General features: G+C 59.3%; 12 protein-coding genes and 1 riboswitch. Of the genes, 5 read left to right on the top strand and 7 right to left on the bottom strand.

Going from position 1 to position 13,504, the window contains the following annotated elements; all coding sequences use genetic code 11:
• Positions 1–2: 2 nt before the first annotated feature.
• Positions 3–1,286, bottom strand: coding sequence for an adenylosuccinate synthase (locus AC2T9U_RS02160; protein WP_493696506.1), 1,284 nt, complete (start codon positions 1,284–1,286; stop codon positions 3–5).
• Positions 1,287–1,820: 534 nt separating this feature from the next.
• Here AC2T9U_RS02160 and AC2T9U_RS02155 point away from each other — a divergent pair.
• Positions 1,821–2,372 carry a hypothetical protein gene (locus AC2T9U_RS02155; protein ID WP_115031266.1) on the top strand — a complete coding sequence of 184 codons (552 nt, stop codon included), beginning with the start codon at positions 1,821–1,823 and terminating at the stop codon, positions 2,370–2,372.
• A 107-nt stretch (positions 2,373–2,479) separates the two neighbouring features.
• Here AC2T9U_RS02155 and fbaA read toward each other — a convergent pair whose 3' ends face one another.
• From fbaA to AC2T9U_RS02130, 5 genes are all read right to left on the bottom strand, one after another.
• Positions 2,480–3,511, bottom strand: coding sequence for a class II fructose-bisphosphate aldolase (fbaA, locus tag AC2T9U_RS02150; protein ID WP_115031268.1), 1,032 nt, complete (start codon positions 3,509–3,511; stop codon positions 2,480–2,482).
• A gap of 124 nt (positions 3,512–3,635) precedes the next feature.
• Positions 3,636–4,316: a TrmH family RNA methyltransferase gene (locus AC2T9U_RS02145; protein WP_493696505.1), complete on the bottom strand. Its 681-nt coding sequence runs from the start codon at positions 4,314–4,316 to the stop codon at positions 3,636–3,638.
• Positions 4,317–4,416: 100 nt separating this feature from the next.
• Positions 4,417–5,154, bottom strand: coding sequence for a LemA family protein (locus tag AC2T9U_RS02140; protein ID WP_115031272.1), 738 nt, complete (start codon positions 5,152–5,154; stop codon positions 4,417–4,419).
• Between the two features lie 135 nt (positions 5,155–5,289).
• Positions 5,290–5,895 (bottom strand): orotate phosphoribosyltransferase, encoded by a 606-nt coding sequence (pyrE, locus tag AC2T9U_RS02135; RefSeq protein ID WP_493696504.1) that lies wholly within the window; start codon positions 5,893–5,895, stop codon positions 5,290–5,292.
• 112 nt (positions 5,896–6,007) lie between these two features.
• Complete coding sequence (locus tag AC2T9U_RS02130) at positions 6,008–7,651, bottom strand: methyl-accepting chemotaxis protein (protein WP_493696503.1); 1,644 nt, start codon at positions 7,649–7,651, stop codon at positions 6,008–6,010.
• Positions 7,652–7,952: 301 nt separating this feature from the next.
• Between AC2T9U_RS02130 and AC2T9U_RS02125 the strand changes: the two genes are divergently transcribed.
• Both AC2T9U_RS02125 and AC2T9U_RS02120 read left to right on the top strand, forming a co-directional pair.
• A complete protein-coding gene (locus AC2T9U_RS02125; RefSeq protein WP_493696502.1) occupies positions 7,953–9,497 on the top strand; it encodes a GAF domain-containing protein in 1,545 nt (514 codons plus the stop codon).
• A 58-nt stretch (positions 9,498–9,555) separates the two neighbouring features.
• Positions 9,556–10,347: an exodeoxyribonuclease III gene (locus tag AC2T9U_RS02120; protein ID WP_115031280.1), complete on the top strand. Its 792-nt coding sequence runs from the start codon at positions 9,556–9,558 to the stop codon at positions 10,345–10,347.
• 7 nt (positions 10,348–10,354) lie between these two features.
• Here the strand turns inward: AC2T9U_RS02120 and AC2T9U_RS02115 are convergent, their stop codons facing one another.
• Positions 10,355–11,851 (bottom strand): phytoene desaturase family protein, encoded by a 1,497-nt coding sequence (locus AC2T9U_RS02115; RefSeq protein WP_493696501.1) that lies wholly within the window; start codon positions 11,849–11,851, stop codon positions 10,355–10,357.
• 61 nt (positions 11,852–11,912) lie between these two features.
• Positions 11,913–12,006, top strand: a riboswitch (TPP riboswitch).
• Between AC2T9U_RS02115 and thiM the strand changes: the two genes are divergently transcribed.
• Both thiM and thiE read left to right on the top strand, forming a co-directional pair.
• A complete protein-coding gene (thiM, locus tag AC2T9U_RS02110; RefSeq protein ID WP_493696500.1) occupies positions 11,997–12,839 on the top strand; it encodes a hydroxyethylthiazole kinase in 843 nt (280 codons plus the stop codon). Its footprint overlaps the riboswitch before it by 10 nt.
• Positions 12,836–13,495: a thiamine phosphate synthase gene (thiE, locus tag AC2T9U_RS02105; RefSeq protein ID WP_493696499.1), complete on the top strand. Its 660-nt coding sequence runs from the start codon at positions 12,836–12,838 to the stop codon at positions 13,493–13,495. Before thiM ends, thiE begins: the two co-directional genes overlap by 4 nt.
• The last annotated feature ends 9 nt before the right edge of the window (positions 13,496–13,504 follow it).

Here is a 13,504-nt window from a genome sequence, read left to right as displayed (position 1 = left end):
TCTTAGATCAGGTCGTGGCGGACGATGACCTCATCACGGCCCGGGCCCACACCGATAACGGAAATACGAGCACCGATCTGCTTCTCAACGAAGAGGACGTAGTCCTGGCAGTTCTTCGGCAACTCCTCGAACGTGCGAGCGCCACTGATATCAGACTTCCAGCCCGGAAGAGTCTCGTAGACGGGTGTTGCGTGGTGGAAGTCCGACTGACTAGCTGGCATCTCGTCCATCCGTACTCCGTCAACCTCGTAGGCGACGCAGACAGGGATCTCGTCGAACTCGGACAAGTTGTCCAGTTTGGTCATCACAAAGTCGGTGACGCCATTGATGCGTTGGGCGTAGCGGCCTACTACTGCGTCCTGCCAGCCGATCCGGCGGGGGCGTCCTGTGGTGGTACCGAACTCGCCACCGATGATGCGTAGCCGGTCCCCGACCTCGTCATGCAGCTCCGTGGGGAACGGGCCTTCGCCCACACGAGTCGTGAACGCCTTAATTACGGCAACCACACGATCCACGCGTGTAGGAGGCAAACCCGCGCCGGTGCATGCGCCACCAGCTGTCGCGTTAGAACTTGTCACATAGGGGTATGTGCCGTGATCAACATCGAGCATCGTGGCCTGTCCTGCTTCACAGACCACCGTCTTGCCCTCATCTAGAGCCTGCGCGATCACCAGGGAGGTGTCACAGACCATCGGGCGCAGACGCTCGGCATAGCTCAACAACTCCTGCACGACCTGTTCAACTTCGATCGCGCGGCGGTTGTAAATCTTCACCAATGTTTGGTTCTTGATAACGAGTGCGGCCTCTACTTTTTGCCGCAGAATCGACTCGTCATACAAATCCTGGACACGAATACCGACCCGGCTCATCTTGTCCGCGTACGACGGGCCAATACCTCGACCAGTTGTGCCGATCTTTCGGCTGCCCAAGAAGCGTTCATTCACCTTGTCCAAGGTGACGTTGTAAGAAGGAATCACGTGCGCATTCGCTGAGACCTTCAATAGCGATGTATCCACACCGCGCGCATTCAACGCATCGAGTTCTTCGAACAACACAGGCAAAGACACCACGACACCGTTACCGATGACCGGCGTCACACCTTCAGACAGAATCCCGCTGGGAAGAAGGTGCAGCGCATATTTCTCTTTGCCAATCACCACCGTGTGGCCTGCATTGTTGCCACCGTTAAACTTCACAACCACATCGGTGCGGTCACCGAGCAGATCGGTGGCCTTGCCTTTACCCTCGTCACCCCATTGGGCACCGATCAGCACAATTGCAGGCATCGGGCCACTCTCCTCACGTCTCTCATCTCCTGACCGAACTCAGCCACATGGCTACAAACGCTGGGCCACCCGTGGTCAGGCTGCTGGCGGGCGCCTGCGCCGCTCAACTCCCCCACCCAAGGCGAGGAGGACAGCGCGAGCCTTACAAAGCCACAGCGACAAGCGCACATATGCGTGCACTCGCGATATTCAACCCTACCGTGTGAGACACACGCTCAGGAATGAACACGATCCGCACTGCCACCCACAAAAACACGCCCTGGCTCGCTGACAACACCCACTCGCCTTCGCCTCAACAACGCTGAAGAAAAGCAACAATGTGAAAACAATATGGTTTCAAGAGGGATTAATAAATGGACGATCACTTTTTCCCTTCTACTCTGAGTTTGTTACCTCATGCGTGGTCATGCCCCGGCCACTACTCACCGGCTTCAATACCCGATCACACCAGGCGCAGTTATCTGAGAAATCGCCCCTCACAGCCGATCAGGAAGAGAAGCCAACCGGCCTAGCCGAGCAAGGAAGAAGAAGATCATGAAACGCCAACTGTCTACAGGCGCAGTGATCGCTATTGCGGCCACCGCCCTTGCCGCTCTCTCTGCATGCAGCAATCAGGCAGACACCCACAACGTAGCCTCCACTTCCACCCCTTCGGCATCAACCAGCGCACCTGTCACCCCCAGCACCACCCCCACACCCACACCAACTAAAACCAGCAGCACCAGCCCCACACAGCACACTCACCCAGCTGACGAACTTCGCAGCGCGCAAACCTCCACCAAAAACAGCGGACGAGCTAACACACAAATCGGCACGCTACCCACCTCAGCAGGTGACTACACAGAATCCCTCGTTCAAGCGTGGAACGCTGGCGACAAAGGCGCTATGAACACCTACGCCACCGCCGGAGTGGTCGACAAACTCACCTCTAGCTCTCCTAAAGGCGCGCTCCTACGCACCGCCTGCGAAGACGATATGTGCAGCTATACCAGTGAAAGCGGGCGCCGCGTCACTCTCACTGTTGACCCAGCCAAAGTTGATGCTGGCACTCGCCAGGCCGTAACAGGCGTAAAAATCGATCATTAACTGACGCCAATAACAACGTAAAGAGCGGGCCGTGAGAATCCTTTCCCTAGGAAATCTCACGGCCCGCTACCACATACGGAGAAAACAACCGTTATCTCCGCGTCACCTCACTTAAGCGACTTACCTGCGCTACGCAGGTTTTCACACGCCTCAACAACGCGGGCGGCCATACCCTCTTCAGCAGCTTTGCCCCACGCACGCGGGTCGTACTGCTTCTTGTTGCCTACCTCACCGTCAATCTTCAGAACACCCTCGTAGTTGCTCATCATCCAGCCAGCAATCGGGCGAGTGAACGCGTACTGAGTGTCAGTGTCAACATTCATCTTCACAACGCCGTAATCCACTGCATCGGAAATCTCCTGCTCAGTGGAGCCCGACCCGCCATGGAACACCAAGTCCAGTGGCTTGTCGCCTTGGGCGTCACCGAACTTGGCGACGATAGCGTCCTGAGCCTGCTTCAAAATCTCCGGGCGGAGCTTGACGTTGCCAGGCTTGTAAACGCCGTGCACGTTACCGAACGTGAGCGCAGCCATGTAACGGCCCTTCTCCCCCAAGCCTAACGCTTCAACCGTGGCAATCGCGTCTTCAGGGGTGGTGTACAGCTTGTCGTTGATCTCACCAACAACGCCATCTTCTTCACCACCAACGACACCGATCTCCACCTCAAGGATGACCCGTGCAGCGGCAGCCTTCTCCAACAGTTCCTGCGCGATCTGCAGGTTCTCTTCCAGCGGAACCGCCGAACCATCCCACATGTGCGACTGGAAGTACGGAAGACCGTCCTTCTTCACCTTCTCCGTAGAAGCCTCAAGCAGCGGACGCACAAAGCCATCCAGCTTGTTCTTGGGGCAGTGGTCGGTGTGCAACGCAATGTTGACGTCATAGTTCTTAGCGACCTCCTGCGCGAACGCAGCCATCGCCAACGAACCCGTCACCATGTGCTTGATCGTCGGGCCGGAGAAGTACTCCGAACCACCCGTGGAGACCTGGATGATGCCGTCCGAACCAGCCTCGGCAAAGCCTCGGATAGCAGCATTCAAAGTCTGAGAAGACGAGACATTGATGGCTGGGTAGGCGAAGGAGCCCGCCTTAGCCTTGTCGAGCATCTCCGCGTATACGTCCGGGGTTGCGATGGGCACGTGACTCTCCTTGCAGTCGAGTGTTGACTCCAACCATCCTAGAGCCGACCACCAGAACCTTTCTGGCACTCCCACTGTCTGTCACGCGGCGACGTGCACGCACTACCACCAATCGTGGCGAACCTCACCCAGCCACCGATTGCCCAAACACATGCGCCCTAACCCAAGCATGCATGGCAATCGCTGCCGCAGCTCCGGCGTTCATCGAACGAGTAGAACCGAATTGGGCGATATCCAAGATGACGTCACACGCCGACACAGCCGCATCCGTCAAACCAGGACCTTCTTGCCCGAACAACATCACACACCGCTGCGGCAACGAGTACGTCTCAATCGGCACCGATCCCGGAACATTATCGATTCCAATAAGCGGAATCCCTACACCCCCGGCTCCATCTGACTGCTGAGCCGCCCACTGCTGCAACGCCGCCACATCACCATGATGAAACTCATGCTGGTATCGGTCCGTCACCATCGCACCCCGCCGATTCCAACGACGCCGTCCAACAATATGGAACGCCGCCACATTCATCGCATTCGCAGTGCGAATCACCGAACCGATATTGAAATCGTGCTCCCAGTTCTCCACAGCTACATGCAGCCCATGGCGCCGTGAGTCCAAATCAGCAACCACTGCCTCATGCCGCCAATATCTGTACCTATCAACCACATTCCGGCGATCTCCTTCAGCGAGAAGCGCGGCGTCATACGGCCAGGCCACCTCACCTTCAGCATCTCGAGGCCATGCCACCTCACCACCAGGCCACGGCCCCACCCCAACCCCGCGCGCATCATCCGAACTCATGCTGCCCTCCTCATCTGCTCAACTCGCACCATGCACTCACACTGGCGCGGGGTGACTCACCAACGGTGAGCCACCCCGCGCCAGAAAACGTGTTACCGAATCACTGCTCGCCTGGGCGCTTGTCCTGAATTGGGCTCGGCGTGTAGTTCTGCCCTAGCCCCTGGTTTGGGTCATACCCAGAAAGCTGTCCTGGCTGCTGAGTCCCCACGGCTGGAGGCTGCGGCGCCGCCTGCGCAGCAGCTGGCCCTCCCTGACCTGGGCCAGCAATCGTGCCGCCACCTTGACCAAAGTTGATCGTCGGGGCGTTCTTCGCGGCCGTCTCTGCCTCGAAGTAGTCTGCCTTGGCCACGCCAGCCCGCTTAGCGAAGAAGCTCGAGGGGAAAGAGTCAACCATCGTGTTCAGATCACGCACCGTGGCGTTGTAGTAGCGACGCCCCGAAGCGATCCGGTCCTCGGTGGCAGAGAGTTCACGCTGCAGTTCGGTGAAGTTGTTGTTTGCCTTCAGATCCGGGTAAGCCTCACTGATACTCATCAAACGACCCAGAGCCGAGGAGAGCTCACCCTCAGCCTGCGTAGCCTGACCAGCCGAAGGGCCAGCACTGACAGCTTTGTTACGAGCCTCAATAACCTGCTGCAACGTGTCACCCTCGTGAGCAGCGTATCCCTTCACCGTCTCAACCAGGTTGGGAATGAGATCATGCCGACGCTTGAGCTCGACATCAATCTGGCGCCACGACTCCTCCGTCAAGTTGCGTGCCTGCATCAACTTGTTGTTGGTCGAGATTCCATACACGACAACCCCCACCACGATGAGGATGAGCAGAAGAAGGACAACCATGGGCAACTCCCCTTGAATTCGGTGTTAACAAGCAACGCGCAATACCAGCGCAGGCCACAACACAATCGCGTTGCAGCCTGCGAGTTCGCTCACCTCATCCTACCGAGGGAAAACGCTATTCACCGAGGCCGAACATCAGGCCAAGCCGAGGTCCTCAAGACCATACGCATAGAAGTACGGAACGCCCGCCTCTTTCCTAATCCGCTCAGCGGCACCAGAAGAACGATCAGCGATAACAGCAACGCCAACAACCTCAGCACCGGCTTGACGAACCGCCTCTACCGCTGTCAACGGTGAACCACCCGTGGTAGAGGTGTCTTCTACTACGAGCACCTTACGACCAGCGATCGAGGGCCCCTCAATACGCTGCTGCAAACCATGCGTTTTCTCCGCTTTACGGACCACAAAAGCATCCCGCCGAATACCACGGTGGGCACCAGCATGAAGCATCGCCGTCGCCACCGGATCAGCACCCATCGTCAACCCGCCAACCGCATCGAAATCCAGCTGCGAGGTCAAGTCCAGCATCACCGCACCTACCAACGGGGCAGCCTGCGCATCCAAGGTGATCCGACGCAAATCAACGTAATAATCGGCCTCTTTCCCCGAAGACAACGTCACCTTGCCCAAGACAATTGCCTTCTCCTTAATAAATTCCAACAGCTCTGCCCGCACCTGCGCAGCCTCCGCTGGAGGAATCACAGCAGCCAGGTCGCCATGACATGAAGAGTTCTCGGTCATACCGATCAGCGTACGTGCGAGATCACCCCCACCTACCTACATAGCGAACGTCGCAGCAGAAACTATCTGCTGCGACGTTCGCTATGGCGCATTCCTCAACCCAAGAGCAACCTCAGATACTGAATCCATCCACCAATTGCTGCAGCTCCGTCGCCCGACGGGAAAGCTCCTCCGCCGCTTGCACCGTCGAAGAAACCGCCTCATTGGTGTCTTCAGCAGCCGCCGATACCTCTTGAATCCCCGAAGAGATCTCACTGGTACCCGCAGCCGCTTCCGAGGCGGAACGACTCATCTCATTCGTCGTCGCCGTTTGCTCCTCCACAGCCGAAGCGATCGTGGACTGTGTGTCATTAATGGAAGCAATGATTCCGCTGATCTCAGCAATCGCAGACACTGCAGCCTGGGTATCCAGCTGGATCTGCTCTACTCGGCGCCCAATATCATCTGTGGCCCGGCTCGTCTCTTGGGCTAGATCCTTCACCTCATTAGCAACCACAGCGAAACCCTTACCTGCCTCACCAGCACGAGCCGCCTCAATCGTGGCATTGAGCGCCAAAAGATTCGTCTGCTCAGCGATACTCGTGATTGTTTTAATAACCTCACCAATCTCCAAGCTCGACTCACCAAGTTTGGCGACCGTGGCGTTAGTCTGGTCGGCTACCTGCACAGCTGAAGCAGCAACAGCCGCAGCATCAGTCGTATTTTGGGCGATCTCGCGAATAGACGCCGTCATCTCCTCCGTGCCTGCAGCAACAGTCCCCACACTTTCAGAGACCGAAGCTGCTGACTGAGCAGCCATCCCCGCTTGACGCGAAGACACCTCCGAAGACGAACGCACCTGCGAGGCAGTGGCAGTCAGCTCCTCAGAAGCAGCCGCGACCGAACTCGAAGCATCCGCCACCCTCGACATCACCTCACGCAAAGACAAACGCGTCTCTTCGATCGCCTCAGCCATGTCGCCCAACTCATCATTCGTCTTACGGACGCTAGGCACACTCAAATCTCGACGACGAATCGCCTCCACCGAAGCCAGCACTCCCTGCACCGAAGCAATAATCGACCCACTGATCCGCATAGCCAGAACACCGACTACCACCGCAACAACAACAAGAACCAGCAGTCCCACCCATATCGCAAAAGTACGCGCACTCAGCACAGCCGCCTGGGCTTCCTCAAAATTCTGTTTAGCAAGGCTATTCAACTTGTCCGACGAAGCCCGGAGCTCATCCATGATGACGCCAGCCTGATCAGTGGCCAGAGCACTGGCTTCTTTATTGCCAGCAGCCGTTTTCAACAGCAACGCAGAAACAACCTTGGCGTCGTTGTTTTTCCAGTCACCGTAAGCACTCTTCACTTTGCCCAACAGCTCCTGCTGCGCGGGGTCATCAAAAACCTCATCAGCCTGGGCCAACACCTGATCCATCTGCCCTACGGCTTTCACATAAGCCTTCCGCGAACCAGCCGTATCACTCACCGGCGGGGCCTCAGTAGGCAAAGCCTCAATGACATACCCGTTCTGCTGACCATTCAACTCCGAAAGCGCCTGGGCAATTCGCCACGCAACAACCCGCGCCGTCGCCGCTTTGGACATCGTTTGTGAGGCAGAAGTGACATTATTCAGCGCCACCAACGAAGTCATCGACAAAAGCAAAGCGCCAATTACGCCAATTGCTCCCACCAGCAAAATTCTTGGCCGTACTCCACGACGACGATTCGTTTGTTGCGCTCGATTTACAGCGTCAGTTGAGAATGCCATGTCAACATCTCCGATGCGTGAGTCCCAAACACGGATCGTCCCGTGCTACGCCCGCCACCCATCCTCTTGCCCTGGCAATGAGGCGCGGCAGTCACTGCTCATATCGACCAAACCGCCCCGAAAATAATCGGATCCACCACCACAAAAACAACACCAGACAAAGAAACTCGCCCCAACGAAAACATCACAATTCCGCCTTACTTACTCGCCCATAAACTCCGTTCCACTCCCCCAGTAGCCCTCAGAGGACACCCCTGACGACCGAAAGGACCTCAAAGAACCTCTCCCGGAACGAGGAAGAATGCGCGCGCTCTTCAACAAACCTCCACAGGTCACCGAGCCCCTGCCGCCCCAGGACGACGAAATCGCAGTTCTACGAACCGTGATGGCAGCCCTGGAAACATCTCACGGGTATGAAGAAGCAGCCTGCGCAGCAATCAACGCCGCATGCTGTGCCCTGGGCTGGGACCTTTGCAGCGTCTGGCGCGTCAACCACGACACCAACAAACTCATCATGGATGCCTCCTCACACCGAGACCCTTCTCTCGAACCAGCCCCTGGAGAAAAACTCACCCTCGCCAAAGGCGAAGGAGTGCTCGGACGCGCCTGGGAACGACACGAAATCATCATTGAAGAGAACGAAGCGACCATTCTGCGCCACTTCTTCGGCCCCAGCGCCCCCATCGGCGCCACCCATATCGGACTGCCGATCAGCCACCAAGGCCGCATCTACGGGGTCTTGTCATTCTTCGCCTACACGCCCTGGATCATCACCGAACGCCGCATCGAACTACTCAAATGCATCGGCGATCTTCTCTCCACCGCACTCGAACGAATTCGATACTCCGCCATCAGCCAAGAACAAGCCCAAAGCGCCAACGCCGTGAACTCCGTTCTGCGCGAAGTCACCCAAACCACTGAAGAATCCACAGCAATCCAAACAGCCCTCGACACCATTCGACACGAATTCAACTGGGAATACGGATCTTTTTGGGGACTCGACGAAAAAGAAAACGTGCTGCGCTTCGTCATAGAATCCGGCGACGCTGGCGAAGAATTCCGCCAAGTCACCCACAACTCCACCTTCGCCAAAGGAGTAGGAGTCGCCGGACGCACCTGGGCAAGCAACAACCTCGTCTACGAACCCGACCTAGGCCAAGTCACCGACTGCGTCCGCGCTCCCGCCGCCCAACGAGCCGGCGTCCGCTCCGGCGTCTGCCTGCCCATCGTCGTCGACAACAAAGTAGTTGGCACCATGGACTTCTTCGCCACCCGCACAATCGACCTCAACGACACCCGCCGCGAAGCCCTACGCAACACCGCATTCCTCGTCTCCCACGCAATCGAACGCATCCGCGGCACCCAACGCATCTCCGAAGCAGCAACACACCTACTCGACTCCATCGCCGAAGTCGAAAAAGAAGTCCACTCAGCACGCACCATCGCCGACGAAGCAGCCCGCATCACCACCGACGCCAGACGCATCATCAAAGAACTCGACACCAGCTCTACCGAAATCGGCGCCGTCGTCAAAACAATCACCGCCATCGCTGAACAAACCAACCTACTGGCCCTCAACGCCACCATCGAAGCCGCCCGCGCCGGAGAAGCAGGCAAAGGCTTCGCCGTCGTCGCCAACGAAGTCAAAGAACTCGCACACGAAACCTCTGGCGCCACAGACGAAGTCAACCTCAAAGTCGGCCGCATCCAATCAGACGCCACCAACGTCAGCAGCACCCTCGATGAGGTATCCGCCGCCGTAGAACGCATCAACACCGCACAACAAGCCATCGCCGCTCTCTTGCACAACCAAACCGACGTCACTCGCGCCGTACTCGGCGGATAAACCCCACACCACCGCACCCCAACACCAAGAACCACCCCACCGGCCTAGGGTGGACCCCGTGCGTATCGCTTTCTGGAACATCAACTCCATCCGCGCCCGCATGGACCGACTCCTCGCCATGCTCGAACGCAACGACATCGACGTCTTGGCCGTGCAAGAAACCAAAGTCAAAGACGAAGCCTTCCCCGCCGACCCCATCCGAGCAGCCGGCTACGACGTCGCCCACCACGGAATCAACCAATGGAACGGCGTGGCCATCCTCTCCCGCGTCGGCCTCGAAGACATACAAATCGGATTCGACGGCATGCCCACCTGGGGCGAACCCGACCCCGTCGCTGAAGCCCGCGCCATCGGCGCCACCTGCTGCGGAATCCGCGTCTGGTCCCTCTACATACCCAACGGCCGCGAAATCGACCACCCCCACTACACGTACAAACTCGACTGGATGCGCGCCCTACGCAACAACGGCGAAAACTGGCTCACAAACAACCCCCACGCCCAGATCCTCCTCACCGGAGACTGGAACGTCGCCCCCACCGACGAAGACGTCTGGGATATGTCTTTCTTCGAAGGAAAAACCCACGTCACCGCCCCCGAACGTGAAGCATTCCAAGCAATGATCGACACCGGCTTCACCGACGTCGTCCGCCCCCACACCCCCGGTCCCGGTGTCTACACCTACTGGGACTACACATCACTACGCTTCCCCAAACGCCAAGGCATGCGCATCGACTTCGGACTAGCCTCCCCCGCCCTGGCCAACCGCGTCACCCACGCCTACATCGACCGCGACGAACGCAAAGGCAAAGGCGCAAGCGACCACGCCCCCGTCATCATCGAACTCACCTAACCCAACATCACCGGCGGCGGAGGTCACGCAACGCTGCCTCCGCCGCGTAAAACCCACACATACCGTGCACCCCACCCCCCGGCGGGGTCGACGACGAACACAAATACACACCAGGAACACCCACCTCATAAGGCCGCAACGTCACCCGCGGCCGAAACACCGCTTGCAACCCCGAAGCAGCACCACCAACAATGTCCCCCCCCACCACATTGAGATTCGCCGCCGACAGCGCACTAGGCCCCGACTCCACCCGCGCCACCACCCGATCCCGAAACCCCGGCGCAAACCGCTCTATCTGCGCATCAATCAACTGCCCAACACCAGGCCCATCAGCCCCCGAAGGCACATGCGCATACGCATACACAACCTGCCTACCCTCCGGTGCACGCAAACCATCCGCAACACCCTGCTGACACACCACCACAAACGGACGCTGCGGCACCCGACCCGCCGCCACCTGACCCTCAGCCCACGCAATCTCCTCCATCGTCCCACCAACATGCACCGTCCCAGCCCCACTCACCCGCGAATCAGCCCACGGCACCGGACCATCCAACAAATAATCCACCTTGTACGCCGCAGCCCCATACCGCCACCGCAACAACGCCCGCCGCACCCGCGAAGGCATGCGTTCCCCCACCAAACGCACCGCATCCCACGGCCCCACATCCAACATCACCACATCCGCATCCCCCACCTGCCGCACATCCACCACCTGGCACCCCGTCACCACCTGACCACCTAAAGACTCCAACTCAGCAACCAACGCCGCCGTAATCGCACCCGAACCCCCCTCAGCCACCGGCCACCCCACCGCATGCCCCGCCGCCGACAACACCACCCCAAACGCCGACGTACACGCCCTACTCAACGGCACAAACGCATGAGCCGCACTCCCAGCAAACAACGCCCGAGCCTGCACACCAGAAAACAGCGAGCGCCCCAACAACGTCGCCGGCCACACCCCACGAACCCCAAACCCAGCCATAGTTACCGGATACCTCGGCACCCGCACCACCGGGCCCAAAAACGACTCCACCACCTGATCCCATCCACGCACCGACGGCCCTAAAAGCCGCCGCCACGCCACCCCATCACGGCCCAACTCACCGGCCGTCTGCCCCAACGAACGCTGTAACACCACCGCTGGACGCCCCACCAACGGATGCGCCAACGGAACCGGCGCATGCAACCACCTCAACCCATGCTTATCCAAACCACACCCCCGAAAAAAGGGGCTAGATACACCAAACGGATGCGCCGCAGCTCCCACATCCACCACCGACCCCTGCCCAAACAACGGCACCGAACGCACCGAACCACCCGGCACCGATGCAGCCTCAAACACCCTCACCTCCAAACCACTACGTGCCAAATGCACCGCAGCAGCCAACCCATTAGGACCCGATCCCACCACCGCAGCAACACCAGCAACCACAACACCCTCCTGCGCACAACTCGATCCACCGACCGTACGGCCATCACCTGAAAACGCCCCAGACAAACACCCGCCTCTACCCGATGACTCCACGCACACCAACCCCCACCCCTGACGGCGATATGCTGCCCACGACGCGGGGTGCCGACCACAACGGCTGAGAAACACCCGTGGAACCTGCTCTAGCTCGCACTAGCGAAGGGACGTCACCATGATCACCACCCTGCCCGCAGAACCCATCACCCCCCACCACATCGCCACCGCACACGAAGCCCTACGCGCCAACAGCCCTCTGGTGCATTACCTCACCAACATCGTCGTAGCCAACACCACCGCCAACATCCTCCTCGCCGCCGGCGCAGCCCCCGCCGTCATCGATAACCCCCACGAAGCTGCCGCCTTCGCAACCATCGCATCCGGAGTGCTCATCAACCTCGGCACCCCCTACGCAGAAACCGTCACCGCCATGCGCGAAGCCGCCAACGGCGCACACAGCGCACACACCCCGTGGGTCCTTGACCCCGTTGCCGCAGGTGCACTGCCCTGGCGCACCGACATCGCTCGCGAGCTAGCCACCCACTCCCCCAGCATCATCCGCGGCAACGCCTCCGAAATCATGGGCCTCACTGGCGGTGCAGGAGGACGCGGAGTCGACTCCACCGCTGCCACCGACGACGCCCTCGAAGCAGCCATCACCGCCTCACGCCACTACGCAACCACCATCGCGGTTTCCGGCGCCACCGACATCTTCGTCACCACCACTGCAGAGGAAACCACCATCGTGCGAGGCAACAATGGTGTCCCCTTGCTCGCCCGCGTCATCGGAACTGGCTGCTCTCTAGGAGCACTTATGGCCGCATACGCCTCAGTAGCCAGCCCCCTCATCGCCGCAGTCGCAGCCACCACCCACCTGAACATCGCGGGCGAACTCGCAGCCGAAAACAGCTCAGGACCAGGATCCTTCGCCGTCAACCTACTCGACGCGCTCGACAACATCACCGCTGACCACATCACCAACGGCACCAACATCACCACCGAAACCATTCCCGCATGACCCGCCCCAACCTCGACCTATCCGTCTATCTCGTCACTGACACCACAATGGCCGGTTCACGGCGCCTGCACGACATCGTTCAAGAGGCCGTCGCAGGTGGGGTAACCATTGTTCAAATACGTGATCCTCACGCTGAAGACCGCGCCTTTACTGAACTTGCCCGCAATGTCGTGCATACACTCACCGGCACCGGCATACCCGTCATCCTCAATGACCGCGTACACCTTGTTGCCGCCACCGGAGCCGACGGCGCCCACGTAGGACAATCCGACATGCCCGTCACCGAAGCACGCACCATTCTGGGCCCCGACGCAATCCTCGGCTTGTCCATCACCCACCCTGATGACCTCACCGCCGCCATGAACAACGGCCCCGAGGCACTGACCCAACTCGACTACATCGGCGTAGGCCCCATCCGCGACACCACCACCAAACCCGGACACGCACCAGCCACCGGTTTGGCCACACTCGCCGGCATCATGGCCAGATCCCCGTGGCCTGGCGTAGCCATCGGCGGAATCACCGCCGCCGATGCCCCGGCCGTCCACGCAGCCGGAGCCCACGGACTATGCGTCGTCAGCGCCATCATGAACGCGCCCGACCCGCACTCAGCTGCAAAAGAACTCGCCGCCGCCTGGCACACAGCCACCCACTAACCGTTTTCT

It is taken from the genome of Dermatophilus sp. B7861-1 (assembly GCF_058996045.1).
This window is presented reverse-complemented; position numbering and strand designations above follow the sequence as displayed.